23 protein-coding genes are annotated in these 25,242 nt (G+C 69.2%); 19 read left to right on the forward strand and 4 right to left on the reverse strand.

Going from position 1 to position 25,242, the window contains the following annotated elements; genetic code table 11:
* Positions 1 to 35 precede the first annotated feature (35 nt).
* The 15 genes from AB0H49_RS15635 (at position 36) to AB0H49_RS15705 (ending at position 15,796) form a co-directional block, all read left to right on the forward strand.
* Positions 36 to 713: a DUF3298 domain-containing protein gene (locus AB0H49_RS15635; RefSeq protein ID WP_357251743.1), complete on the forward strand. Its 678-nt coding sequence runs from the start codon at positions 36 to 38 to the stop codon at positions 711 to 713.
* Between the two features lie 155 nt (positions 714 to 868).
* A complete protein-coding gene (locus AB0H49_RS15640) occupies positions 869 to 2,995 on the forward strand; it encodes an ATP-binding protein (RefSeq protein WP_357251746.1) in 2,127 nt (708 codons plus the stop codon).
* A 12-nt stretch (positions 2,996 to 3,007) separates the two neighbouring features.
* A complete protein-coding gene (locus AB0H49_RS15645) occupies positions 3,008 to 3,439 on the forward strand; it encodes a hypothetical protein (protein WP_355000802.1) in 432 nt (143 codons plus the stop codon).
* Between the two features lie 136 nt (positions 3,440 to 3,575).
* Entirely contained in the window at positions 3,576 to 4,217 is a 642-nt protein-coding gene (nadD, locus tag AB0H49_RS15650; protein ID WP_084483097.1) for a nicotinate-nucleotide adenylyltransferase, read from the forward strand.
* Between the two features lie 83 nt (positions 4,218 to 4,300).
* The gene (gene rsfS, locus AB0H49_RS15655; RefSeq protein WP_355000801.1) at positions 4,301 to 4,705 is read left to right on the forward strand and encodes a ribosome silencing factor; all 405 of its coding nucleotides are present in this window, start codon (positions 4,301 to 4,303) and stop codon (positions 4,703 to 4,705) included.
* Positions 4,702 to 5,361 (forward strand): histidine phosphatase family protein, encoded by a 660-nt coding sequence (locus tag AB0H49_RS15660; protein WP_355000800.1) that lies wholly within the window; start codon positions 4,702 to 4,704, stop codon positions 5,359 to 5,361. The genes rsfS and AB0H49_RS15660 overlap by 4 nt, the downstream gene beginning before the upstream one ends.
* 928 nt (positions 5,362 to 6,289) lie before the next feature.
* Positions 6,290 to 7,042, forward strand: coding sequence for a diglucosylglycerate octanoyltransferase (gene octT, locus AB0H49_RS15665; RefSeq protein WP_355001151.1), 753 nt, complete (start codon positions 6,290 to 6,292; stop codon positions 7,040 to 7,042).
* A 3-nt stretch (positions 7,043 to 7,045) separates the two neighbouring features.
* The gene (locus AB0H49_RS15670; RefSeq protein WP_355000799.1) at positions 7,046 to 7,888 is read left to right on the forward strand and encodes a DegV family protein; all 843 of its coding nucleotides are present in this window, start codon (positions 7,046 to 7,048) and stop codon (positions 7,886 to 7,888) included.
* A gap of 61 nt (positions 7,889 to 7,949) precedes the next feature.
* Positions 7,950 to 8,417 carry a GNAT family N-acetyltransferase gene (locus AB0H49_RS15675; protein ID WP_355000798.1) on the forward strand — a complete coding sequence of 156 codons (468 nt, stop codon included), beginning with the start codon at positions 7,950 to 7,952 and terminating at the stop codon, positions 8,415 to 8,417.
* A 364-nt stretch (positions 8,418 to 8,781) separates the two neighbouring features.
* A complete protein-coding gene (locus AB0H49_RS15680) occupies positions 8,782 to 9,654 on the forward strand; it encodes a ComEA family DNA-binding protein (protein ID WP_357251753.1) in 873 nt (290 codons plus the stop codon).
* Positions 9,651 to 12,413: a ComEC/Rec2 family competence protein gene (locus AB0H49_RS15685; RefSeq protein WP_357251756.1), complete on the forward strand. Its 2,763-nt coding sequence runs from the start codon at positions 9,651 to 9,653 to the stop codon at positions 12,411 to 12,413. The genes AB0H49_RS15680 and AB0H49_RS15685 overlap by 4 nt, the downstream gene beginning before the upstream one ends.
* Before the next feature lie 62 nt (positions 12,414 to 12,475).
* Complete coding sequence (locus AB0H49_RS15690; protein ID WP_157107805.1) at positions 12,476 to 12,697, forward strand: hypothetical protein; 222 nt, start codon at positions 12,476 to 12,478, stop codon at positions 12,695 to 12,697.
* 47 nt (positions 12,698 to 12,744) lie between these two features.
* A complete protein-coding gene (locus tag AB0H49_RS15695; RefSeq protein WP_357252123.1) occupies positions 12,745 to 13,152 on the forward strand; it encodes a PIN domain-containing protein in 408 nt (135 codons plus the stop codon).
* A gap of 42 nt (positions 13,153 to 13,194) precedes the next feature.
* Complete coding sequence (holA, locus tag AB0H49_RS15700; RefSeq protein ID WP_357251759.1) at positions 13,195 to 14,166, forward strand: DNA polymerase III subunit delta; 972 nt, start codon at positions 13,195 to 13,197, stop codon at positions 14,164 to 14,166.
* 118 nt (positions 14,167 to 14,284) lie between these two features.
* Positions 14,285 to 15,796: an LCP family protein gene (locus AB0H49_RS15705; RefSeq protein ID WP_357252126.1), complete on the forward strand. Its 1,512-nt coding sequence runs from the start codon at positions 14,285 to 14,287 to the stop codon at positions 15,794 to 15,796.
* Positions 15,797 to 16,030: 234 nt separating this feature from the next.
* Here the strand turns inward: AB0H49_RS15705 and AB0H49_RS15710 are convergent, their stop codons facing one another.
* Positions 16,031 to 17,101, reverse strand: a complete 1,071-nt coding sequence (locus tag AB0H49_RS15710) for an aldo/keto reductase (protein WP_357251762.1) — start codon at positions 17,099 to 17,101, stop codon at positions 16,031 to 16,033.
* Positions 17,102 to 17,224: 123 nt separating this feature from the next.
* Here AB0H49_RS15710 and AB0H49_RS15715 point away from each other — a divergent pair, with 123 nt between their 5' ends.
* Positions 17,225 to 18,100: a helix-turn-helix transcriptional regulator gene (locus tag AB0H49_RS15715; RefSeq protein ID WP_357251765.1), complete on the forward strand. Its 876-nt coding sequence runs from the start codon at positions 17,225 to 17,227 to the stop codon at positions 18,098 to 18,100.
* A gap of 44 nt (positions 18,101 to 18,144) precedes the next feature.
* On the opposite strand, the gene AB0H49_RS15720 is transcribed toward AB0H49_RS15715, so the two are convergent.
* Together AB0H49_RS15720 and rpsT are read right to left on the reverse strand one after the other, a co-directional pair.
* Complete coding sequence (locus AB0H49_RS15720; RefSeq protein WP_245668855.1) at positions 18,145 to 18,393, reverse strand: hypothetical protein; 249 nt, start codon at positions 18,391 to 18,393, stop codon at positions 18,145 to 18,147.
* Positions 18,394 to 18,554: 161 nt separating this feature from the next.
* Positions 18,555 to 18,818: a 30S ribosomal protein S20 gene (rpsT, locus tag AB0H49_RS15725; RefSeq protein WP_355000791.1), complete on the reverse strand. Its 264-nt coding sequence runs from the start codon at positions 18,816 to 18,818 to the stop codon at positions 18,555 to 18,557.
* Positions 18,819 to 19,210: 392 nt separating this feature from the next.
* On the opposite strand from rpsT, the gene AB0H49_RS15730 reads away from it, so the two are divergent.
* A complete protein-coding gene (locus AB0H49_RS15730) occupies positions 19,211 to 19,999 on the forward strand; it encodes an aquaporin (protein WP_355000790.1) in 789 nt (262 codons plus the stop codon).
* A 155-nt stretch (positions 20,000 to 20,154) separates the two neighbouring features.
* Here AB0H49_RS15730 and AB0H49_RS15735 read toward each other — a convergent pair whose 3' ends face one another.
* On the reverse strand, positions 20,155 to 20,706 hold the full coding sequence (locus tag AB0H49_RS15735) for a type II toxin-antitoxin system PemK/MazF family toxin (protein ID WP_357251770.1): 552 nt from the start codon (positions 20,704 to 20,706) through the stop codon (positions 20,155 to 20,157).
* A 247-nt stretch (positions 20,707 to 20,953) separates the two neighbouring features.
* On the opposite strand from AB0H49_RS15735, the gene lepA reads away from it, so the two are divergent.
* Both lepA and AB0H49_RS15745 read left to right on the forward strand, forming a co-directional pair.
* Positions 20,954 to 22,804, forward strand: a complete 1,851-nt coding sequence (gene lepA, locus AB0H49_RS15740; protein WP_355000788.1) for a translation elongation factor 4 — start codon at positions 20,954 to 20,956, stop codon at positions 22,802 to 22,804.
* Between the two features lie 228 nt (positions 22,805 to 23,032).
* A complete protein-coding gene (locus AB0H49_RS15745; RefSeq protein WP_357251773.1) occupies positions 23,033 to 25,237 on the forward strand; it encodes a hypothetical protein in 2,205 nt (734 codons plus the stop codon).
* Positions 25,238 to 25,242 lie beyond the last annotated feature (5 nt).

The raw sequence follows: 25,242 nt of genomic DNA on the forward strand, positions 1-25,242 counted from the left end.
GATCGCCTCGGTGCGTCGCGAATTCGGAGACCGGAATGAGGATCTACGCCACCGCCGCCGCCATCGTCGCGGTGCTGGCCGGGCTGCTGACCACCTGCGCGGCGGGCATCGAGCCGGACGCCGTCGCGGCGCCGCCGAGCGTCCCGGTGCGCGTCGCGACTTCGGAACTCGTGACGGGGCCGGGATACGTCCTCGACGTCCCGCGGGTCGCGGGTGACGATCCCGCCGCGGCGGCGTTCAACGCCGGTATGCGTGCGGCGGCGCGATTCTGGATCGATCAGGTGGATTCGCGGACCACGCTCGCGCCAGGTCCGGGACAGGTCACCTACGTCGGGACGCGGGTGCTGAGCGGGCTGCTGTCGGTGTCGGTGAATACCGGCGATACGCAGGTCGCCCTGCGCACGAGTCACGTGACCGACGCGCGCACCGGTCGTACGATCACCCTCGCCGACCTGTTCACCGATCTCGACCGTGGCCTCGACACGCTCGCCACCCGGGCCGCGGCCCTTCTGCCGCAGAACGCCGAGCTACCCGCCAGCACGCTCGAGCCCGCCGAATACAACTACCGCGTCTGGCTGGCTACCCCCGCCGGAATGGAAATACATTTCGGCGCGCCCGCCGAGCGGATTTCCGGTGACGTCGTCGTCACGGTGCCCTGGTACCAGCTGGAAACCGTTCTCACGCCGGGCATTCGGGATATCGTCGGCAGCTGAGCAACGCCGTGGTCGTCCAGTCCGCAAAGTATGCGGCGAAATTACTGATTGCCCGAACGAAAGATGTCGGCATTCGGCTCGCGTAAATCACTGAGCCGGAAAGTAATCCATCGATTACTCTTTGCGCTACGACCGAGGTCGCGGGGGAGATTCGTATGGATGGGGAATACGGCGGGAGCCACCGCGTCACCGTCGGCGGCAGTGTCGCGGGGCAGGTTGTGGTCGGCGAGCACAACGTCGTGATCAACGCGCACGGATCACAGGTCTTCGTGCGCGAGGGTCCGCCGCCCACGGTGCGGCGGCGCAGCAGGCCGGTCGGGATGCCGATCCCGCGGGCGCGCGGCGACATGATCGGGCGGCTGCGTGAATTGCACAGCGTGGCCACGTCACTGGATCGGTCTGTGCCGGTGGAGATCTCGGGACTACCGGGGGTCGGCAAGACGACGCTGCTTCGCCGTTTCGCGGCCGACCGTGCGCGGGGCGGTCATCCCGTCGTGTACCTGTCGGCTGCTGGTCTCGCCGTCGAGGATCTGCTCCACTCCTTGTTTCAGGCCTGCTACGACGCGGTCGACTACCGGCCGGATCCCACCGCGCTGCGCAGGCTGATGGGATCGATCCGCGCGCTGATCGTCATCGATGACTTCGAGGGTTCCGCCGCCGACCTGGAAAGCCTGCTCGACACGGTGCCCTCCGGTGATCTGATCGTCGCGACGACGACGAGAATGCTGTGGGGCCACGGATATTCGCTGGAAGTACAGGGTCTGCCCGAGCCGCAAGCCATGGCGCTGATCGCCCGCACGCTCGGTCGCGGTCTCGGCCCCCACACGGACGCGGCGAGGCGGTTGTGCCGGGCGGCGCGCGGGCATCCGCTCGCCCTGGTGCGCGCCGCCGCGTGGGTCGGGATGTCGGGTTCCGACGAGCTCTTCGCCGATCCCGGCGTGCTCCAGCGGGCGATGGTCGCCGGTTTGGCCGGTCACGTGCGCGATGCCCTCCGGGCCCTGTGCGCACTGGCGGGCGCCACGGTGACGCCCGCCGCGCTCGGCGTGCTGATCCGCAGGCCGGACGCGTCGGCGGCGCTGACCGCGCTCGAGCGCATCCACCTCGCCGAACGGTTCGCGTCGGGTTACCGGCTGACCGGCAGTCCGGCCGCGCTCACCGCCGAGTGGCAGGGACCCCCGCCCGACCCGTCCGATTACCTTGTCCCGCTGCGTGATTGGGTGGTCGGGTCGGCGACGCACGCCGAGATACTCGAGGTCGACATCGTCGTCGTGCGGGTGCTGCGGGCCGGAATGGTCCGCGGCCGGCACGATCCGGTGCGCGAGCTGGCCAGGGCCGTCTCGCCGGTGCTCGGCCGGTCCCTGCGGTGGGGATGCTGGAAAGAGGTGCTCGCGCTCGGCTCGCAGGCGGCGACCCACGTGGGTCACGCCGCCGATCTCGCGTACTTCACCAGGGAGACGCACGTGCGCGAGCAGGCGCTCGGCATGGCGGTCGGGGCGACCGTCGGCGTCGGGGCGAGCGCGACGGTCGTCGCGGCGAAGCAGGTGGGGTCGCACACGGTGCGGGAGGCGCTGCGTTCGACCGCACTGGGTCATCCGGTCGCGACGGGCGCCGTGGTCGCGACGCTCGCGGTCGCCGCGACGGTCACCGGAGTCCGCCTCACCTCTGGGGACGCCCCGCCCGCGGTCGGGCAAGCGCCGATCACGACTGTCCTGGCCACCGCGACGACCGGTCCGCTCCCGGTCACCTCGACCCCGGAGCAGACCAGCGGCCCGGCCCAGGCTCCGCCGCGGACACCCCCACCGCCGCGGGCAGACCCCGGGCCGGGAGCCACCGACTGCGCTCCCCAGACCTATGTGATCACCTTCGAGGCGATCGCGGGCGGGGAACCCGTGACTCGTTCGGGAGGATTCCCTTGGTTGACCTGCGACAACGAGGCGGCCGCCGCTCTCTCCGGCGATCCGGTCTTTCGGGCGACGCCCAACCCCTGCCCGCCCGTCGGAGCGGGCGGATGCGTGTACGACTTCACCTTCAGCCCCACTGAGCCCGGTGACTACGCCGCGAAGCTGGTCATCCCGTCCGACTCGGGTGGTTCGGCCATCACCTTCGAACTGCGCGGTGTCGCGGTGCTGGAACCGTCGGAGACCACCTCGCCGAGCGACACCAGCACGCCGTCCACCCCGCCTTCGACAACCACGATCCCGCCGACCACGACCACGCCGACGGTGAGCGTCCCGCCACCGTCCACCGCCCCCACTTTCGATCTGCCCTTCCCCACCAACTGAGAGGACACCACCGTGACCGAGGCATCAGGAGCCAACTACCACCTGAACGTCGGCGGCGACGTGCCGGGGCAGATCGCCGTCGGGCACCACAACACCGTCAGCCGGGTGGAGGCAGGCGGGGACTCGACCCAGAACGTCGGCGTCGACCTCGCCGGTCTGCGCGCCGAGTTCGAGCGGCTGCGCGCCCAGCTGCCCACCGACGGCCCGCTGCGGGACCAAGCCGCCGAGCGGGTGGACGAGCTGGAAGAGGCGGTCACCGCGTCCGAGCCGGACCTGTCGACCATGGAGTACGTCCGCAACTGGTTCGCCCGGCGGCTGCCCGAGCTCGCGGGCGCGGTGACGGGGCTGATCGTCCATCCCGCCGTCGGGGCGCTGGTCGCCGCGGCGGGCACGGGACTGGCGGGCGAGTTCGTGCGCCGCTTCGGTTCGACCGACGGGGCGTGAGCTGCGCCGCGCCGGGGTCGTGATCCAGTCGGCCGGGTGCAGCCGCCGTTCGCGCCCGGCGCCGATGAACCGGACGCTTGCCCAGCAGCCGGGCGTCCGGACGGTGGCCGACGGCTGAGCATTAAGCTCGGCACTCATGCAAGAGACAGGCCGGACCGGACGCAAGCTGGGGGTGATGGGCGGCACCTTCGACCCGATCCACCACGGGCACCTGGTCGCCGCCAGCGAAGTCGCCAACCGGTTCGACCTCGACGAAGTGATCTTCGTCCCCACCGGACAGCCGTGGCAGAAAGCACACAAAAAGGTCAGTCCGGCCGAGGACAGGTACCTGATGACCGTCATCGCGACGGCCTCCAACCCGCGGTTCTCGGTGAGCAGGGCCGACATCGACCGGGGCAAGGTCACCTACACCGTGGACACCCTGCGCGAGATGCGCGCGCAGTATCCGGACGCCGAGCTGTACTTCATCACGGGAGCGGACGCACTGGCCAACATCCTCTCGTGGCAGGATTGGGCGGAACTGTTCGAACTGGCGAAGTTCGTCGGGGTGAGCCGTCCGGGCTACGAGCTGAACGCCGATCATCTCCAGGAACACCTGCGTGATCTTCCGGCCGATGCGGTGACGATGATCGAGGTCCCGGCCCTGGCCATCTCGTCGAGTGAGTGCAGGCGACGCGCCGCCGAGAATCGGCCGGTGTGGTACCTCGTCCCCGACGGCGTGGTCCAGTACATATCGAAGCGGCACCTCTACGTGCCCGGAGCAGCGGAAGGTAGCTGAGAAGGCATGAGCGAACGGAGTGAGCGAATCGTGTGCCAGCGCGCTTCGCGCATGCCGAAGCCGAGCGTCAGCGAGGCGCAGGCATGAGCGCATCTGTCGAGGCGGTCGAGATGGCGCAGGTCGCCGCGCGGGCGGCGGACGAGAAGCTGGCTGCCGACGTGGTCGTGCTCGACGTCTCCGAGCAGCTGGTGATCACCGACTGCTTCGTGATCGCCTCCGCGCCGAACGAACGCCAGGTCAACGCGATCGTCGACAATGTGGAGGAGCGGCTGCGGCAGGCCGGTCACAAGCCTGTCCGCCGGGAGGGCACCCGCGAGGGCCGCTGGGCCCTGCTGGACTACGTCGACGTCGTCGTGCACATCCAGCACAACGACGAGCGCAATTTCTATGCGCTGGAACGGCTGTGGAAGGACTGCCCGGTGGTTCCGGTGTCAGGTGTCGGTGATCCGCGCGCCGTCGAGGGTGACGAGGGGAACGGCGCCGAGTGAGCAAGTATGCCGGTGTGCGCACCCTGATCCTGTTGCGGCACGGGCAGACCGAATGGAATGCCTCGGATCGGATGCAGGGGCAGATCGACACCGATCTCACCGAGCTCGGTCGAAGACAAGCCAAAGAGGCGGCGCGCGAGCTGGTCTCGCGCAATGCCATCGCGATCGTCTCCTCCGACCTCAAGCGCGCCTACGACACCGCGCTCGCCCTCGCGGAGCACACCGCGGTGCCCGTCGTGCGGGACCCGCGTCTGCGGGAAACCCACCTCGGTGACTGGGAAGGGCTCACTCACCTCGAGGTCGACGCCGATTATCCGGGCGCGCGGGTCGCTTGGCGGCTCGACGCCACCTATCGGCCGCCCAACGGCGAGAGCAAACTCGAGGTGGGCGCGCGCTCGCTTCCCGTCGTGCGGGAACTGTTCAGCGAGCGACAGGATTGGCCGGGCCGGACTATCATCCTGGTGGCGCACGGCGGGCTGATCGCCGCCCTGACGGCCGCGCTGCTCGACCTGCCGCCGCAGAACTGGCCGATCCTCGGAGGACTGGCCAATACCAGCTGGGTGCAACTGAGCAGCCACGGTCCAGGCATCGAACAGCCCGGGTGGCGCCTCGATGTGTGGAACGCAGCGGCAAAGGTAGCTCCCGATGTCCTCTGAAGAGCCGATCAGGTCGGTGCCGGACGAACTGTTCCAGCAGGTGACCGCCAAGCCGGAACGCCGGCTTCCGGACGCGCTGTTCGGCGGTCCCGCCGACAAGCCCGCGCGGTCCGCGAAGAGCACCGCGAAGGGTGAGGAACCCCTTCGCACGGTGCCGGACGAGTTGTTCAAGCAGGTGACAGCCAAGCCGGAACGGCAGCTGCCGGACGCGTTGTTCGGTGGACCGCCGAATCGGGATGTCGAGCCTGCGTCGGGCGCGGTCGACGGTCCGTTGGGCGGAGATGCCGCGGACGCGGAGGCCGAGGACGACGTCGAATCGGGGCAGGAAACCGGTGCCGTCGAAAACGGCGCCTCGGGAACCGAAGTCGCCGAGGGTGATTCGGGTGCCGCAGTGGTGTCCGATGTCCCGGTTGGTGCGGTGGGCAGCGAGGTTGTGGCGGATTCCGGAGAGCCGGGTCCGAGCGGGTCGTCGGAGACCATCGATGGCCCGCTGGGGAGCGAGCGTTCGGACGAAGTGCGGCGTGCCGTCGAGGACGATTCGGCGACGCACGGCTCTGTCGACCCCGAGACGGAAGTAGCTGCGGGCGAGAGCGTTCCGCGCGTCGCGGAGGCCGATAGCGCGACCTCGGCCCCTGGACCGGCATCGGTCTCGGCCGGCGCGCGGGAGCATGCTGGCGCGCCTGCGAATTCCGCGCTGACCACTGAATCGGCGCCGGTGGATCCTGCGAAGTCCGATGGCGCAGCAACGGTCGAGGTGTCAGCGCCGCAAATTCTGGCGGCACCGGCTGCGATGTCTGCTCCCGCTGCGGCATCGGAGTCGACTCCTTCTGCGGCGTCGGCGGCGTCCGTCTCGGCGCTGATCCCGTCCGCGGCAGCAGTTTCGGGCGCGTCCGAGCTTGCCGCCGAGCGGGTGAACGCAGACGCCAGTGTGGCGACGGCCGGTGAAGTCGTTCCCGCTGCCGAGGAGGTTCCGGCCAAGCGTCCGGTGCTCTTGGTCATCGCCGACTCGCTGTCCTACTTCGGTCCGAAGGGCGGCCTGCCCGCCGACGATCCGCGAATCTGGCCGAATCTCGTCGGCGCCGAACTGGATTGGGACGTGGAGCTGGTCGGCCGGATCGGCTGGACCTGCCGCGATGCCTACTGGGCGCTGATCGGCGACCCGCGGGTGTGGGCGGCCGTGCCGAACGCGGGCGCGGTGGTCTTCGCCGTCGGCGGCATGGACACCCTGCCGTCGCCGCTGCCGACCGCGCTCCGCGAGCTGATCCGCTATGTGCGTCCGCCGGGTCTGCGCAGGCGCGTCCGTTCCCTGTACAACTGGCTGCAACCGAAGCTGTCGAAGCTGGGTCGCCCGGTCGCGCTGCCGCCGAAGGTGAGCGTCGATTACTTGGAGCAGTCCCGCGAGGCGCTCGCGCAGTTGCGTCCGGATCTGCCGTTCGTCGCGGTGCTGCCCTCGGTGCACAACTGCGAGGCTTATGGGCGGGTGCATTCCGGCAGGCCACGCGCGGTGAAGGCGCTGCAGGCGTGGTCGGCGCGGAGTTCGGTGCCGCTGGTGGATCTCGGTGAAGCGGTGCGGGAGAACATCTTCTCCGGCGACGCCAATCCGGATGGGATCCACTGGGGTTGGGCCGGGCACACCGCCGTCGCCAACGCGATGGTCAAGACCTTGCAGGAGGTTCGGTAGTCCGTGGCCGTCGTGGTCGTCACCGATTCCTCCGCGAGCCTCCCTGCCGAACTCGTCGACGAGCTGGATATCGCCGTCGTTCCGCTGCACGTCCTGGTCGGTGACCGCGCCATTCGCGAGGGCGTGGAACCGATCGACATCGACTACGCCGCCGATACCGTGACCACGTCGGCGGCCTCGCCCGGCGAGTTGCGTGAGGTCTACGAGCGGGCGTTGGCGCGCAGCGGCGGCGATGGGGTTGTCGCCGTGCACCTTTCGCGTCAGCTGTCCGGAACCTGGGAGGCGGGCAGGCAGGCCGTGCGCGACATGGACGCCGCCGACCGCGTTCGTCTCGTCGATTCCCTCGGGGCGGGCCTCGCCACCGGACTTCCCACCCTCGCGGCGGCACGTAGGGCGCGGGCCGGTGCGCCGCTGGACATCGTCTACGACACCGCCGTCGCCACCGCCAGCCGGGCGCGCACCTTCTTTCTGGTCAACCGCACCGAGCAGCTACGCCGCGGCGGGCGGCTGAGCAGCGCGGCGGCGTTCTTCGGCAGCGAGTTGGTCACCAAACCGCTGTTGCAGATCGTCGAGGGTCGGCTCGAGCTGCGTGAGAAAGCGCGGACGCGTTCCAAGGCGTACGCGAAACTCCTCGCCGCGGCGGTGGACGCGGCCGGGGAAGACGGCGCCGCGGTGGCCGTGCAGCACCTGGAGGCGGCCGAGGCCGCGGAGACCCTGGCCGGGCAACTGCGCGAACTGATTCCGGGGATCCGCGAACTGATCGTCGCGGAGTTCGGTCCGGTGCTCGGCGTGCACCTGGGTCTCGGCGCGGTCGGTGTGCTCGTGGTGCCCGGCGGGTGCGCGTGAATGCCGATCACGGTGATCGCAACCGGTTCGCCGAGCCGCCGCGCCGGATAACGTCGCGACGGTGACGAGTTCGACACTGACCGTGGCGACGGTCGACTGGGCGCATCCCGACGCGGTCACCCTGCGCGAGGAGATGGCCGCCGAGGTCGGACCGCGCTACGCCGATCTCGCCCGCTCGGTGCGCGGCAATCCGAACGCGGTCGACGAGGCCACCGTGCATCGCACGTTCGTCGCCTATTCGGACGGGGCGGCCGGTCACGCGGCGCTGCGCTGGAACGCGGGCGAACTCGAGCTGAAACGAATGTTCGTTCGCCCCGCCCACCGCGGCTCGGGCGTCGCCGCCGCGCTCCTCACCGCGGCCGAGGACGCCACCCGCGCCGCCGGTCTGCCACGGCTGATCCTGCAGACCGGACATCTTCAGCCGGAGGCCGTGCGGTTCTATACCCGCAGCGGGTACCACCGAATTCCGATCTTCGCGCCGTACGAGGTGCTGCCTCTGTCGAATTGCTTTGCCAAGCGGTTGAACTGAGCGTCAGGCCCGCGGAACCGCCTTCGCACGGGAGTTGGCGGTCCGGACTGGCACGTGCGGGTCCGGGGCTTTGGCGGGTGGGTTGTCCCCAGGGGCGGGGTTATCAACAGGGCTGACGAAATGCCTGGTCGCAGCGGGCTGTTCGGTCTGGCGGCTGCGTACGGTCGCGGGCATGGGACGACACGACGAACGCGAGCGGATACGACGGCAGCTCGGGGCGCTGACCGTCCGGGTAGGGGCGAGTCGAGGGGTTGGGTTCGGATCGGATGCCTCCGCGACGTCCGGTGGCAGTGCCCCGAAAGCTGCTCGTGGGGAGGCGCATGCCTTCGCGTCACCTGAGAGCGAGACGGCACATCCAGCTGACGTGACCGGGAAAAGCTCGGGCCGTTGGCATTTGGAGCGGCTGCCGCCGGATCATCGCTCCACGGAAACCAGCGCGGCGGTGGACGACGAAGAGCCGGTCGGTGAGGTGCATACCCCGCGCTGGTTGGACGAACCGCCACGCGGTCCGGGCTGGCGGGAACGTCTTGTCCCGGAACGTTTTCACGGTGCGCGAATCAATCCCGGCCGCCGGGGAGTGCTGACTCTGGCGATGGTCGGTGTGGCGGCCGTGGTCGTCGCGATGGTGATGGTTTTTCAGGAGCGTCCGGTGGCGCACGCGGTGCCGCCGTTGCCTGTGGTACGCACCAGTGCGACTCCGCTTGGTACGCCCCCGGTTTCGGCGCAACCGGTTCCCGCCGCGACGGGAGCGCTGCCCGCACCCGAGGCCGCCGAGCTGGTCGTCAGCGTGGTCGGCTTGGTCCAGCGCGGTGGATTGGTGCGGCTGCCCGAGGGGGCTCGGGTCGCGGACGCGCTCGCCGCGGCGGGCGGCGCCCGCGACGGCGCGGATCTGACCGGTATCAACCTGGCCCAGCGCGTTCAGGACGGCGACCAGATCCTCGTCGGGGCCACCGCCCCGGCTCCGGGAACGCCGCTCCAGCCCGGCAGCACCACGATCACCGCGACCGGCGGGGCTGCCACCTCCCGTCCCAACGCCGGACCTACCGGCAAGGTCGACCTCAACAAAGCCACCGAAGCGGAGCTGGACGCCCTGCCCGGCATCGGGCCCGTCACCGCCGGTGCGATCACCGCTTGGCGCAAGGCGAACGGCCGCTTCACCGACCTCGAACAGCTCGGTGAGGTCGACGGCATCGGTCCGGCCCGCCTGGCTCGCCTGCGCGATCTGGTGACGGTATGACCTCCGCACTCGATTCGCGGGAGGCCGAACGCGTGAAGATCGTGGACGCCCGTCTGCTTCCCGCCGCACTGTGCTGCTGGGCAGTGACGATCGTCGTGCTGGTCTCGGGCTGGTTGGTCGGTATCGCGGTGGCTCTCGGAACGGCCGTGGCAGCAGCCGGGTTGGCGGCGATGTCGCTGGCCTGGCGTTCGGAGCATTTCGTGCGACGGGTCCTGGCGGTAATGCTTCTCGCCGCCGTGTTGCTCGGAGTCGGAGCCACCGTCGTCGCGGGTGTTGGGGCTGCGATGGCAGTCGCGGTGACTGTCGCGGTCGTGTCGATTGCGGCCGTGGTGGCATCGACGGGAGGGTGGCGCGAGAGTTCCACGGTGCATCGGGCGGTGGCCTTGACGTTGCTGGCTGCTGTACTTCTCGGCACGGGTTTCGCGGTGGCGGCGGCGTGGCGGGAATATCGCGTCGCGACGCATCCGATGCGTGCGGCGTACGGCCTTTCGATGCGAATCGTCGCCACGCCGACCGATGATCCGAAACCGTTGCCGAGCAGTTCCTTCGGTGGGGAGCGGCGCTGGGTCGTCCGGGCCGCGCTGCGGGAGTATCACCGCGCCGATGCGACGGTGCGTTCCGGCGGCCGGGTGGTCGTCTTCGCCTCGGGGCCAGAGTGGGCCGACCTATTGCCCGGACAGCCGGTCGAATTCCGGGCGCAGCCGCAGCCGCCGCAGAACCGCGATCTGACGGTCGCCGCCCTGCACGCGCTCGGGCCTCCCAAGCCTGTCGCACCACCGCCGTGGTGGCAGCGAGCGGCCGCGTCGGTGCGTCACGACTTCGCGGACGCGGCCACCGCCGCGCTGTCCCCGGATGCCGCCGGGCTGATTCCCGCGTTGGTGCTTGGTGATACTTCGGGCCTACCCGAACCGGTGCGTGAGGACTTCAAAACCGCTGGACTACAGCACCTTTGCGTGGTGAGCGGAGCGAACTTCACGATTCTTCTCGCGGTCGTGTTGTTCGTCGTGCGCACACTCACGTTGGGTCCGCGCGCGGCGGCGGCGACCGCAGTGGGCGCGATACTCATGTTCGTGGTCGTCGCTCGGCCGGACCCGAGTGTTCTGCGCGCGGCCGCGATGGGCGCGGTCACACTGCTCGCGCTGGTCACGGGCCGTCGCAAACAGGCACTTCCCGCCTTGTGCGTAGCGGTGATCGGTTTGCTGTCGATCTGGCCGGAACTCGCGGTGAACGCCGGATTCGCGCTGTCGGTGCTCGCGACGGCCGGGCTGATCCTGCTCGCGCCGAGCTGGGCCGATTGGCTGCGGGACCGCGGCTGGTGGCGGCTGCCCGCCGAGCTGGTCGCTGTCTCGGCAGCCGCCTTCACGGTCACCGTGCCGATCATGGTCGCCCTGACCGGCCGGGTCAGCGTCGTCGCGATCCTGGCGAATGTGCTTGTCGCACCGGTGATCGCGCCGCTCACCGTAGTCGGCGCTCTCGGTGCCGCCTGCGCCTCGGTGTGGCCACCGCTCGCCGAACTGGTCCTGCGATGTGCGGGCCCGCCGCTGTGGTGGTTGCTCACCGTCGCCGAGCACACCGCCGCACTACCGGGGGCGACGCTCACCGTGCCCGGCGGGTTGATCGGCGGTCTGACCGCCGCCGCGTTCGTCATCGTCGCGGTGTGTGCGCTGCGCAGCGCTCTGGTGCGCCGAATCACGGTCGTCATCGTGCTGTCCTCGACGGCCGTCCTGCTGCCCGTCCGGCTCTGGAATCCGGGCTGGCCCCCGTCCGATTGGGTTCTCGCGGCTTGCGACATCGGCCAAGGCGACGGCTTGGCCCTCTCCGTAGGCCACGGAACGGCCATCGTCATCGACGTCGGACCCGACCCGCGCACCATGCGCACCTGCCTGGACCGCCTCCGCATCCACCACATCGCGCTCCTCGCCCTCACCCACCCCCACGCCGACCACATCGGCGGCCTGACCGGCGCGATCCACGGCCGCACCGTCGCCGCGATCGCCATCGCGCCCGGCGAACTCGACGGACACGAAAGTTCCTCACGAACCGCCGCCGACAGCAAAAGTGCTGAGCACCAGGCGACCCGGAGCGTGCAGTCGAAATCAGGGGAGGTCGACCTACCCGACGCCCAGCGCCTCGATGTGGACAGCCCCGGGGCCGATCGCCTCGGAGAAGCCGCGACCAACCTCGATGCAGACGGCAACGCCGCTCCGAGCCAGCACCCACGCGCCCCCGACGACCGCACGCCCATCACCGCGCCCGCGCAGATCGCCGAGATCGCGACCGCGGCAAAGATCCCGGTACTCGAACTGTCAGCCGGTCATGTAATGCAGTTCGGCGCAGTCGAATTGACCGTCCTGTCGCCGATCGCCACCCAACCCCGCCCACGACACCCCACCGCCGAACCGAACGACCGCTCCCTCGTCCTCACCGCCGCCACCCCGGCCGGTCGAATTCTGCTCACCGGCGACATCGAATCCCCAGCCCAACTCCGCCTACTCCGCAACCCGACTCCCTTGCGCGCCGACATCCTCAAGGTCCCCCACCACGGATCCCAAACCACGACAAAAGAATTTCTCACCGCCGTCCACCCCCGCCTGGCCATCATCAGCTCCGGCACGAACAACACCTTCGGCCACCCCCACCCCAAAATCCTCACCGCCCTCCACTCCCTCGGCACCACCATCGCCCGCACCGACCAACACGGCGACATCCTCATCGCCGGCACCCCACCCCACCTGCGCATCCACACCCGCAATCCGTGAACGACCGAAGTTGATCACCCTAGAATTACGAGAGGAGTCGGCTATCAATGAGGGGCATGCCCATGGCAAACATGAAGGCGACCACCGTGCGAGCCCCCGAGGGGTTCTTGGAGGCGGCGAAGGACGAGCTCGGGTTCGCAACGAAACAGGAGATGCTGCTGGAGCTGGTCAAACTGGCTCTGACGCAGCGGCGCCAGCGCATTTCGGTAGGACGAATCCTCGAGCTCGGCACGGATCTGCCGAAGCTGCTGGACAAGGATTTTCGGGCGAGGGCGCGCGGCTGACGCTGCCGCTCGATCCGCTGAGTCCCGCGGTCGAGAAGAGATTTCTGCTGGACTGCAGCGCGTGGTCTCGGATGAAGGCGGGGCAACTCGATGAGCAGAAGGTGCTGAGTCGCTACGTGGGCGACCGCGCAGTGCTCGTCACCACGACCGCTCAGATCCTGGAGATGCTGTTCACCGCACGAAACCCGGCCAAATGGGACGCGCTTCGCACGGAGCTGGGGCAACACTCGCTGCTGCCTCATACTCGGCGCACGCATGAGATCGCCGTGGACATCCAGGGACGACTGTGGCATTGCGGTCGCAAGCGGTCGGTCGGCGTAATCGATGTAACCGTCGCCGCTGCGGCGGTGCAGTACGGGGCGATCGTGGTGCACTACGACTCCGACTTCGAACACATCGCTCATGTCGTCCCGGAGTTCGTGCACGAGTGGGTGGTCCCGAGGGGGAGTCTGTGAGGCTGGGAAGGAGTGTCGGTGGGGGGACGTAGGATCGGGCGCGTGAGTGAACGGTCTGCGGCGGTGCATCTGGTCCTCGGGGAGGAAGAGCTGTTGATCGAGCGCGCGGTGGCGGGGATTACCGCGCAGGTCAGGGTGGGGGCGCCGGATCCGGAGGCGGTGCCGGTCGATCGGCTGCGGGCGGGGGACGCGAGTACCGCGGAGTTGGCGGAGTTGTTGAGTCCGTCGCTGTTCGCGGAGGACCGGGTGATCGTTCTGGAGTCGGCGGCGGAGGCGGGGAAGGACGCCGTCGCGGTGATCACGGAGGCGGCGGCGGATCCGCCCGACGGTGTGGTGCTGGTGGTGCTGCACTCGGGTGGCGGACGGGCCAAGGCGCTGGCGCCCGCGCTGCAGAAGGCCGGGGCGACGGTGCACAACTGCGCGAAGCTGACCAAGGCCGCCGAGCGGGTGGAGTTCGTGCGCGGTGAGTTCCGTGCCGCGGGGGTGCGGGTCGCGGGGGACGTAGTGCAGGTGGTGTTGGAGGCGGTCGGCTCGGACCTGCGCGAATTGGCCGCCGCCTGTTCGCAATTGGCGGCCGACACCGGCGGCAAGATCGATGTCGCCGCGGTGCGGCAGTACTACTCGGGCAAGGCGGAGGTGTCGGGATTCGACGTGGCGGAGCTCGCCGTCGCGGGCGACCGGCCCGGCGCGATGGAGGCGCTGCGGTGGGCTAACGACCGCGGTGTTCCGCACGTGCTGCTCGCCGACGCGCTCGCCGATTCGGTGCACACGATCGCGCGGGTCGGCTCGGCGGGGCGCGGCGACCCGTTCAAGCTCGCCCAGCAGTTGGGCATGCCGCCATGGAAGGTGAAGAAGGCGCAGGCCCAAGCGCGCGGCTGGACCCCGGCCACCATCGGCTCGGCCATGCAGGTGGTCGCGACCTTGAACGCCGACGTGAAGGGCGGCGCGGCGGACTCCAGCTACGCCTTGGAACACGCTCTCATGAGCATTCTCGACCTGCACGGCGCGGGCTGATCGGGGATAGCCGCGCAATCGGCGAATACCTAGTTACCCGATCCGTGTCAAACTGGATTGGGTGGACGAGCCAACAGCGCGAGTTCCCGGCGTCGACGCTTCCGGACGACGTCGTGCGATCGGCGGCGCGCACCGGCTGCCGACCCCGCGCCGCGACGTCGTCCGCACCGTGGCGAAGGCGGTCGCGGGCGGACTGTCGGCACTCGTCCTCGCCGGCACCGCGGCGGGCTGGACCACCGAGAACGGCTTCGACGACGGTTTCGGCCGCTCCCACGCGCTGGACGACGCGCCGCGATCGCTGGACGGCGCGATGAACATTTTGCTGATCGGCCTCGACACCCGAAAAGACCAGAACGGCAACGACCTCCCGCGAGAAATACTCGATCAGCTGCACGCGGGAGACGGCGATCAGGGCGGTTACAACGCCAACACGCTGATCCTGGTGCACATCCCCGCCGACCTGAAGAAGATCACCGCGGTCTCCATCCCGCGCGACAACTACGTGGCCGTCTCGGGCATCCCTGGCTACACCCACATGAAGATCAAGGAGGCGTACGGCCTGAAGAAAGCCGTGGTGCAGGAGCGGCTCGAGGCCCAGGGCGTGACCGATCGCGCGAAGCTGGAACGCGTGGGCCGGGAGGCGGGCCGCGCCGCCATCGTGCAGGCTGTGCGCAATCTGACCGGCGTTCCGATCGACCGGTTCGCCGAGATCACCCTCGCCGGTTTCTACGATCTGGCCAAGGCGCTGAACGGCGTCGAGGTGTGCCTGCGCAAGCCGGTCCAAGACGTCGAGTACTCCGGCGCCGATTTCCCCGCCGGTCGCCAGCGCTTGGATCCGGCCCAGTCGCTGGCCTTCGTTCGTCAGCGTCACGGCCTGGAGAACGGCGATCTGGACCGCACCCATCGGCAGCAGGCCTTCCTCACTTCGGTCGCCAAGGAGCTGCGCAACGCGGGTACGTTCACCGACGTCGGCAAGCTCTCGGCCTTGATGGACGTCGCGCACCGCAACATCGTGCTCTCCGACGGCTGGAACCTCGTCGACTTCCTGCGCACCGTCGGCTCCGCAGCCAGCCCCACCGTCGAGTTCCGCACCCTGCCGGTGCTGCGCTACGACGTGATCAACGGGCAGGACGTGAACATCATCGACCCGGCCGCCATCCGCCGCGAGGTGCGCCGCGCCTTCGGCGAGCCCGAGCCGACCGCGTCGCAGAGCCCGTCCAGCACGATCGACGTATTCGACGCCGGAAGCGAAGAGGGTTACACCGCAAAGGTTTCCACCGCCCTGGCGAGCCGCGGCTACCGCAAGGGGACGGTCGGCTACGCCGCGTCCTCGGACGGCTGGGCCTCGGCGGTGTACTACGGCCCGGGCGACGAGACCGAAGCCGCCCGGCTCGCCGACACTCTCGGCCTCCCCGCCCTCGAGTCCGTGACCGTGCCCGAGGGCCGCATCAGAGTCGTCCTCGGCTCGGACTTCACCATGCCCCCGGCCCTGACCGGCGCCTCGACCACCGGCACGGCCACGCCGACCACCCGACTCACGCCAACCACTCAGGCGCCGACCTCGACACCGGACGTCGGCAAACCAGTGGACGCCACCATCACGGGCAGCGACATCCCTTGCGTGAACTAGTGCCGCGTCCATAAAGGTTGGACACGCAATCCGACCGAAGGCCACCGTCGGTCGGCCCACCGCGATCAAGGTCACCCTCGATCGGTTCACCGGGCACGTAGGTCGGGTGAACGAAGGTCGCCTCCTCTGGCGGTATGAAGGTGGCCTTCGGTCGGTTACCGCATCGACCGTTCGGGGCGCGGTACTGGTCATCGGGGCGGGCGGCCGGAAGGTATCGCGGTGCCAAGGGAAGACTCAGACCCGCGCCTCGATCTTCAGATCGCCGAAGGTGACGCTCCTGGTCAGCGGCCGGGCCAGGAACTCGTGCGGAAACCCGAGATCGACGGACGTGGCGCGCTCCAAGCGGTCGATCTGATCCGTGTCGAACTCGATGTCGAGTGCGCCGAGGTTGTCCTCCAGTTGCGCCGCCGTGCGCGCGCCGATGATCGGCGAGGTGACGCCGGGGTTGTGCAGGGTCCAGGCGATGGCGACCTGGGACGGCGTCCTTCCGAGCTGCGCCGCGACCTCTTTCACCACGTCGGCGATGACGAGACCGCGCTCGGTGAGCGCCCCGCTGGCGGCGGCCACGTTCTTGCGGGTGCCCGCGGCGGACGCCTCGGTCCGCATGCCGAGATCGGCGCGCCCGTACTTGCCGGTGAGCACGCCGCTGCCGAGCGGCGACCACGGGATGACGCCGAGACCCAGCTCCCGCGCCATCGGGACGAGATCGCGCTCCACGGTCCGCTCGATGAGGCTGTACTCGATCTGCAACGCGATCAGCGGCGACCAGCCGCGCAGGTCGGCGATGGTCTGCATGCGGGAGATCTGCCAGGCGGGCGCGTCGGAGATGCCGACGTAGAGCACCTTGCCGGAGCGGACCAGGTCGTCCATGCCGCGCAGGATCTCCTCGACCGGGGTCAGGAAATCCCAGGCGTGCAGGTAGAGCAGGTCGATGTAATCGGTGTTCAGCCGCCGCAAGCTGGCCTCCACCGAGGCGAACATGCTCTTGCGGTGGTTGCCGCCGGAGTTGGGATCGCCCGGCCTGCGCAGCATGGTGTACTTCGTGCCGAGCACCAGGCTCTCACGGTTGTCCGCGGTGAACTCGCCGAGCAACCGTTCGGAGGTGCCGTCGGTGTACTGGCTGGCGGTGTCGATGAAGTTGCCGCCGCGGTCGACGTAGGTGTCGAAGATCTTGCGGGCCTCGTCGCGGTCCGCGCCCCATCCCCAGTCGGCGCCGAAGGTCATGGTGCCCAGCGAGAGCGGGGACACCCGCAGGCCCGAGCGGCCGAGCAGGCGGTAGGTGTCGAGGGTCCGTGTTCCGGACATGGTCGCTCCTGTCGTGATGTTTCGTCGTCGTTCGAAACACAGTCTGGAGCGGGGCGAATGAGGCGGTAAGGGAAGGAATTTCCTGGGAAAGCCAGTACCACCCTGGCCGTACCATCGAAGACGATGACCCGCACCGTGAACGCGACCCAGGAACTGGCGGCCTTCCTACGCGCCCGCCGCGCGCGCTTGCACCCCGACGACGTCGGCCTGACGGTCCGTCGGCAAGTTCGCCGCACGCCGGGTCTGCGCCGCGAGGAGGTGGCCGAGCTGGCCGGGGTCAGCACCGACTACATCGTCCGGCTGGAGCAGGGCCGCGGACTCCGCCCCTCCGCCGAGGTCGTCGAGGCACTGGCGCGGGCGCTGCGATTGGACGCCGACGAACGCGCCTACCTGTTCGACCTGGCCAGACAGCGGATGCCTGGCAACGGCACACCGGCCACCGCCCCCGATCCGGCACTGCTCATGCTGGTCGAGCACCTGTCGCCGCTGCCCGCCATGCTGGTCGACCACCGCTACGACATTCTGGCGTGGAATCGCGAAATGGCCTGTCTGATCACAGATTTCGAGGCGCTACCGGAACGGCGGCGCAATTCGATGTGGTTGTGCCTGCTCGATCCGGCGCTGCGCGAGTTGTACGCCGAGCGCGAGCGCATCATTCGGGAGGGCGTCGCGGACCTGCGCGCGGCATGGGCGGCGCATCCGGACGATCGGCGACTGGCCGAGCTGATCGGCGAGTTCGCGGCGTACAGCGAGGAGTTCGCGCGGGCATGGGACCGGCACGACGTGAAGGTGCAGGGGCGCGGGAACAAGCCGCTGTGCCATCCCGAGGTCGGGCCGCTGGTCGTCACCTACGAGGTGCTGATGCCCGTGCAGGATCCCGACCAGCGGATCATCATCTATCGGGCCGCCGACGCCGACTCGCAGGTGGCGCTGGACCGCCTGACGGCCGGAGTCGCGGCAAGGAAGCCGAGCGCGGCGGAACTGAGCCCGCCGAGCTGAGCTGTCTGTAGAACCGAGACCTGAGGAGCTGAGCAGCCAGTCGCTCAGTCCGCCGAGCTGAGCAGCAGCTCGTCGTCGTCCTCGTCCGACTCCTCGAATCGGCCTTCCCATTCGTCGTACACGGGCACTTCGTCTTCCCGGGTCACGATCCACTCCAGCGAGTAACCACCGTCGTCGTCGGGGACCATGACGTTCTCGATCTTCAGGCCGAGCCCGAGCACCTCGGCGGCGCGGATGACCTCCGGCAGGTCCTCGCCTCTGACCACGGTCTGATTCGCGTACACGGTTACCATGCGCGGAATCGTAGCCCCCGACACCGACATCTCGGCTACGGTCCGGTGAACTCGTCGACGAAGCTCGGATTCGAAGCGGACACGACAAAAGCCGCCGTGGTCATCGAGGCCGCGGCGGCTGGCGTCAGAAGAATTCGATCCCGGATGCCGGGACCGGCGAATCAGCCGAGCTTGTTGTAGGCCAGCGCGAGCGCCGACTTCTTGTTGGCGGCCTGGTTGGCGTGGATGACGCCCTTCGAAGCGGCCTTGTCCAGCTTGCGGCTGGCGAACTGGAGACGCGCGCCGGCCTGCTCCTTGTCGCCGGCGGCAGCGGCTTCCCGGAAGCTGCGGATCGCGGTGCGCAGCGCGGACTTGACCGACTGGTTGCGCTTGCGCGCCGCCTCGTTGGTACGGATCCGCTTCATCTGGGACTTGATGTTGGCCACGCCTGTTTCCTCGTGTTCCTGTCGCTGGTGGTATGTACTGAGAAGTCTTGCGCGTGCGACACACCCGGTGTGAACGGGTATCGCGACGCCGAAGATCGAGGGTACCAGCCGCCGCGCGGCACACGAAATCGCCGCGTCGGGTCGGGTCGACCGGTACCGAGCGCGATGCGGGCCTCGGGACGAGTCGGCGACAATGGGCGAGCAACCTCGGGGCATCCCCTCCCACCTGCGCGACCGGAAGCATCCGGTCGCGGCTGCGAAGTCGTTGTAGAGATCACCCGTCTGGCGTAGCGTCCCCACTGCAAGCACCGCTTGATCTTGAATGGTCGGAGTTCGCGGCAATACCTCGTCTACCGGTAGCAATGGCTCGAGATGGCGGAAGGTGTGTCTGTATGTCTCCCACGGCGCAGGAAGTCGTCGAAGAACTGGCCGAGGACAGGCCGATTCCCGACGTGAAGAAATGGGCGGCCGAGGCGCTCGGCACGTTCGTTCTGGTGATGGGCGGTGTCGGCACCGCGGTGCTGGCCGGTGAGCGGGTCGGCGCGCTCGGGGTGGCGCTCGCCTTCGGTCTCACGCTGATGTTCCTGGTCTACGCGATCGGGCCGATCTCGGGCTGCCACGTCAACCCGGCGGTCACCCTGGGCCAGCTCATCATGGGCAGGCTGACCCCGATCAACGCGGGCGGCTACGTGATCGCGCAGCTGGTCGGCGCGTTCATCTCCGGGCTCGTGCTGTTCGCGATCGCGAAGAATCTGCCCTCCTACGACCGCAAGGTAGACGGCCTCGGCGCCAACGGCTGGGGCGCGCACAGCCCGTCGGCCAAGACCGGGCCGCTGGGCCAGGTCGTCGTGCAGAACGGCTACGGCATGGCCGCGATGATCATCATCGAGGTGATGTTGACCGCACTGTTGGTCTTCGTGGTGCTCGCCTCCACCGACCAGATCTCCGACGTCCCGCTGGCCGGTCTGTCCATCGGCGTCACTCTCGCGGTGATCCACCTGATCTCCATCCCGGTCGACAACACCTCGGTGAACCCCGCGCGCAGCCTCGGCGTCGCGTTCTATCAGGAGGGCGCCGCCGGGCAGGTGTGGGCGTTCATCGTCTTCCCGCTGATCGGCGGCGTGCTCGGCGCGCTGGTCTACGGCCTGCTGTACGGCCGGAGCCGGGAAATGATCAGCTGACGCCTCGTAGACATCTTCCGACCGAAGGTGACCGTGAGCCCGCGATATCGACTGGACGTCACCTTCGTTCGGGAAATGCCTGCCGACCGAAGCCGGCCTTCGGTCGGGTCGGGCGGCTGACGGTCCCTTCGGTCGGCAGCCGACCGGCTCGCGCGCTAGCTCCAGTGGTACTCGACGACGAGCCGGTGGGCGACCAGATCGAAGGTCTTGCGGGCGAGGATGGCGCCCTCACGGCGAATGCCCGCCTCGGGAACGTCGAGCACCCGGTCCAGGCGCACCCAGCTCGGCCGGCCGTCGTGATCCCAGCTCCCGCTGCCTATGCCGAGCCAGTTGCGGTCGTGTGCGCGTTCGGGATTCGACGAGAGCATCAGGCCCAGCAGCGTGCGGCGATCGCGGCCGACCACGAGCACCGGGCGGTCCTTGCCGTTGCCCGGGTCCTCCTCGTAGGGCACCCAGGTCCAGACGATCTCGCCGGGATCGGCACGTCCATCCAGGTGCGGGCAGTAGACGATCTGCCTGGCCCGCTGCGCGGTCGGCACCGGCGTCGACGCGGCGGGACGCACGGACACGCCTCCGTTGCGGCGCTGCGCGAGCGAGCCGACCAGTCGATCCACCAGTCGAGGTCCCTGCTGGCGGACGATCTTGGGACCCTGCTCCTTCGCGATCAGGCTCAACTGCTTGCCGAGAGAGTTCCAACTTCGGGCCATCGTTGGAGGATAACGGTGTGGTGACGACTTCTCATCCGGCACGCAATCGACTTGGCACAGCTGAGGATTTGCGGTAGGGATCGCGGGCGCTCGGACGACTAGAGGCAGCGGGAGACAGTCACGGGAAAACGGCGCGTGGCGGTGCGAACCGGGACGGCGCGTCGCCGGGGACGGACCAGTGGACCGCGTCCGCCCGCACCCATGGGACGATAGAGGGCAGTTTGCCGATACCCAGCTGAGGAGTGGAGTGCCCGCCAGCTTCGCCGACAAGACGTTCACCGATCCGTCGCGGATCCGGAACTTCTGCATCATCGCGCACATCGACCACGGCAAGTCGACGCTGGCCGACCGGATGCTGCAGCTCACCGGTGTGGTCGAGGAGCGGGCGATGCGCGCCCAGTACCTGGACCGGATGGACATCGAGCGCGAACGCGGCATCACCATCAAGGCGCAGAACGTGCGGCTGCCGTGGCAGGTGGACGACACCGAGTACGTGCTGCACCTCATCGACACCCCGGGCCACGTCGACTTCACCTACGAGGTGTCGCGCGCCTTGGAGGCCTGTGAGGGCGCGATCCTGCTGGTCGACGCCGCGCAGGGTATCGAAGCGCAGACCCTGGCCAACTTGTACCTGGCCATGGAGCGGGATCTGACCATCATCCCGGTGCTGAACAAGATCGACCTACCGGCCGCCGATCCGGATCGCTACGCCGCCGAGCTCGCCCACATCGTGGGCTGTGAGCCGGAGGACGTGCTGCGCGTCTCGGGCAAGACCGGAGTGGGCGTGCCGGAGCTGCTCGACAAGGTGATCGAGCAGGTCCCGCCCCCGGTAGGCCAGGCCGACGCGCCCGCGCGCGCCCTGATCTTCGACTCGGTCTACGACACCTATCGCGGCGTGGTCACCTATGTGCGTGTGGTCGACGGCAAGCTGACCCCGCGCCAGAAGATCAAGATGATGTCCACCGGCGCCACCCACGAGCTGCTGGAGATCGGCATCGTCTCGCCCGAGCCCAAGCCGACCCAAGGCCTCGGCGTCGGTGAGGTGGGTTATCTGATCACCGGCGTGAAGGACGTGCGTCAGTCCAAGGTCGGTGACACTGTCACCACCGCGCGCGAGGGCGCGACCGAGGCTCTGACCGGTTACCGCGAACCGCGGCCGATGGTCTACTCCGGTCTGTACCCCGTCGACGGTTCGGACTACCCGGATCTGCGTGACGCTCTGGACAAGCTGCAGCTCAACGACGCCGCGCTGACCTACGTCCCGGAGACCTCGGTGGCGCTGGGCTTCGGCTTCCGCTGCGGCTTCCTGGGGCTGCTGCACATGGAGATCACCCGCGAGCGCCTGCAGCGGGAGTTCGGTCTGGACCTGATCTCCACCGCGCCCAACGTGATCTACCGCGTGGTCATGGAGGACGGGCGCGAGCACATCGTCACCAACCCCTCGTACTGGCCGGAAGGCAAGGTGCGCCAGGCCTTCGAGCCGGTCACCAAGTGCACCGTGATCGCGCCGAGTGAGTTCATCGGCACCATCATGGAACTGTGCCAGTCGCGGCGTGGTGAGCTGCTCGGCATGGACTACCTGTCCGAGACCCGCGTCGAGATGCGCTACATGCTGCCGATGGCGGAGATCATCTTCGACTTCTTCGACTCGCTGAAGTCGCGCACCCGCGGCTACGCCAGCCTCGATTACGAAGAGGCGGGCGAGCAGGAGGCCGCGCTGGTGAAGGTGGACATCCTGCTGCAGGGTGAGGCCGTGGACGCGTTCAGTGCCATCGTGCACAAGGACGCCGCCCAGGCCTACGGCAACAAGATGACCACCAAGCTGCGCGAACTGATCCCACGACAGCAGTTCGAGGTGCCCATCCAGGCCGCGATCGGCTCGAAGATCATTGCCCGCGAGAACATCCGCGCCATCCGCAAGGACGTGCTCGCCAAGTGCTACGGCGGTGACATCAGCCGTAAGCGCAAGCTGCTGGAGAAGCAGAAGGAGGGCAAGAAGCGCATGAAGACCATCGGTCGCGTGGACGTCCCCCAGGAAGCCTTCGTCGCGGCCCTCTCCTCGGATGCTCAGTCGGACAAGCCGAAAGAGAAGAAGTAGCAGCGTTTTCGGGCGCGGACTGAGTGGTCGTCCAGTCCGCTATGCCCGTGAAAAGGGGGCTTCCGTTCGGGTTGGCAGGATGGCAAGGTTGTTGTGCTCGTCACCGTCATACGCTCCGCTGTCCTGGAGAATGTGACAACTGGGTTTTCCGGAAATATCCTCGAGTGATCTTCACTCGGTCTTCCCGGTGTGGTGAGGATTGCTGGAAACCCGAGATGTGGAGCTTGCATGACGCGTGACCTGCCTTTCGACGACGACACCGAGATCGCCGAGCCCGAGGGGGACACCGCCTACCGTGTGGCGACCGGCGTCGCGCGCGTCGCGCGGGCCGGAGCGTATGTGACCGGTGGCGCGCTGATCGCCTCCAACGGCGGCGGAGTTCCGGCCCAACCGGATGGCCAGCGTCTGGACAGCTGGAACGCGGGCTGGGCGCAGACCACCGATCCGGAACCCGATCTGCCGAGCCCGGTGGTCACCTTTCCGGATCCGGACCCCGATGCCATGCCGCCCGCGCAGCCGTTCACCGCGGGTCCGCCCAACGCCGTGACCGCGCCGCAGCCGTCCGTGCCCGAGTTCCGCCTCGAGCCCGCGCCACGGCCGTCCGAGGACTACTGGACCAACAACCGCCCCGGCGAAACGGAGACCGAGTCGCCGTACGAGTGGTGGGACAGCCAGGGCACCCCGAGCCCCGGCTTCGCCCCGACGCCGGGATTCTCCGAGACTCCGGAGTACGGGCAGCCCAACCTGAGTCCGAGCGCGCCCGCCGAGTCCGCGCCCGGTTCGGCGTCGCCGTACGAATGGTGGGAGCCCCAAGGCTTCGGCCTACCCGGTCACGGGCTCGGCCCGGCCGGACACGGTTTCAATATGCCGGGTAGCGACGGCTTCCTCGCGCCGGGTTCCAATCCGTTCACGATGCCGAAGGTGCCCGCCGCCATGGAGGCGAGCGAGAGCGCGTCCGCCGGTGACAGCACCCTGTCCGCCGGCGACCCGTTCCGGCCTGGCGACATGTTCGACGGGGTTGGGGCCGCGCCGGGGGACGTCGGCGTGTACCTGGGTGTCGATGCGGGTGTGGAGATCTGGTCCCACTTGGACATCGATTTCGGCATCACCCCCGAAGGCGTGTACCTGACGACCGATTTGGGGATCGAGGCGTCCGCTGGACTCACCGTGAAGACGGCGGCGGGCACCAACATCGGCGACCAGCTCGACGACTTCTCGGACTGGCTGGAGGGCTCGCGCCCGGAGAGCGGCGCCGCCCGCGGTGCGGACCAGCAGCAGCCCGGCGCGACCGCCGGTGGCACCGGTTTCGCGAGCGGTCTCTCGACGCCCGCCACACCCGCACCCGCACCCGCGCCGGTCGCGCACGCGGCGCCCGCGCTCGCGGCACCGCAGCCGGTCGCTCCCGCGGTGGCCGCCGCTCCCGTCGCGCCCGTGGCTCATGCCGCGGCGCCCGCGCCTGTGGCGCCCGCGGTGGCCGCGCCGGTGGCCGTCGCCGCGCCCGCCGCTGTCGCCGCTCCGGTGGCGGCCACTCCGCTGCAGACCACCATCCAGCCGGAGGCCGCGACGACGCCCATCGCCAACGTCTTCGGCACGCCCGCGGGTCCGTCCCCGCTGACCGCACCCGCGGCCGCGGTGCCCGCGCTGTTCGATCAGCACGTGCGGCCGACCACCAGCCCGTCGCCGGTGACCGACATCCCGATGCCGACCGACACCTACCCCGGGACCACCTCGCCGACCACGATCACCAATTCGGTGCCGACGCCCGGCGTCCCGACACCCACCAAGCCGGACACCGGCACGGTGCCGACCCTGGAACCGGGCGTCACCAAGGTGCCGGGCGTGACCGTCCTGCCCACGCCGGGCACCGGCTCCGACGTGACCAAGCTGCCCGGCGTCACGGTGACCCCGAAGCCGTCCACCCCGGACCTCGACGTCACCACCCCGGGTAGCGGCACCGGAACCACCGGCGGCAGCACCGGAACGACTGGCGGAAGCACCGGAACGACCGGCGGCAGCACCGGGACAACGGGCGGCAACACCGGTGGCGGCGCCGGAACCGGCACCGGCGGCACGACCAACCCGGGCACGACCTACCCGACCGGCGGCCAGGGGACCCCCGACGTCCCCACGGTCTCGGTGCCTTCGCAGCCCCCGACGTACGACGCGCCGACGCAGGCGCCTACCGTTCCTTCTGTCGATGTCGACGCGCCGTCGGTCGTCGTGCCGACGCCGGTCACGCCGGTCAAGCCGCCGGTCCTGGTCGATCCGCCGAAGACGCGCCCGATCAGCGACGAGCTCGACCACGCGAGCTACCACCAGGTGGTCGCGCAGATGCCGATCGAGCACGGCGGACTGGGGGCGGGGCTGCTGCCGGGGACCGCCATGGCCGAGACGCACCACCCGATCGCGGGCCCGGACGTGACGCTGGTCTGAACCGG

The sequence above is a fragment of the Nocardia sp. NPDC050713 genome, assembly GCF_040654315.1.
Taxonomy (GTDB): Bacteria; Actinomycetota; Actinomycetes; order Mycobacteriales; family Mycobacteriaceae; genus Nocardia.

Coding starts and splice junctions, on each gene's coding strand:
- AB0H49_RS15745 (WP_357251773.1), top strand. CDS start 23,033: ATGACGCGTGACCTGCCTTTCGACGACGACACCGAGATCGCCGAGCCC.
- AB0H49_RS15715 (WP_357251765.1), top strand. CDS start 17,225: ATGACCCGCACCGTGAACGCGACCCAGGAACTGGCGGCCTTCCTACGC.
- AB0H49_RS15730 (WP_355000790.1), top strand. CDS start 19,211: ATGTCTCCCACGGCGCAGGAAGTCGTCGAAGAACTGGCCGAGGACAGG.
- AB0H49_RS15690 (WP_157107805.1), top strand. CDS start 12,476: ATGGCAAACATGAAGGCGACCACCGTGCGAGCCCCCGAGGGGTTCTTG.
- AB0H49_RS15640 (WP_357251746.1), top strand. CDS start 869: ATGGATGGGGAATACGGCGGGAGCCACCGCGTCACCGTCGGCGGCAGT.
- nadD (WP_084483097.1), top strand. CDS start 3,576: ATGCAAGAGACAGGCCGGACCGGACGCAAGCTGGGGGTGATGGGCGGC.
- AB0H49_RS15735 (WP_357251770.1), bottom strand. CDS start 20,706: ATGGCCCGAAGTTGGAACTCTCTCGGCAAGCAGTTGAGCCTGATCGCG.
- AB0H49_RS15720 (WP_245668855.1), bottom strand. CDS start 18,393: ATGGTAACCGTGTACGCGAATCAGACCGTGGTCAGAGGCGAGGACCTG.
- AB0H49_RS15685 (WP_357251756.1), top strand. CDS start 9,651: ATGACCTCCGCACTCGATTCGCGGGAGGCCGAACGCGTGAAGATCGTG.
- AB0H49_RS15635 (WP_357251743.1), top strand. CDS start 36: ATGAGGATCTACGCCACCGCCGCCGCCATCGTCGCGGTGCTGGCCGGG.
- AB0H49_RS15710 (WP_357251762.1), bottom strand. CDS start 17,101: ATGTCCGGAACACGGACCCTCGACACCTACCGCCTGCTCGGCCGCTCG.
- rsfS (WP_355000801.1), top strand. CDS start 4,301: ATGAGCGCATCTGTCGAGGCGGTCGAGATGGCGCAGGTCGCCGCGCGG.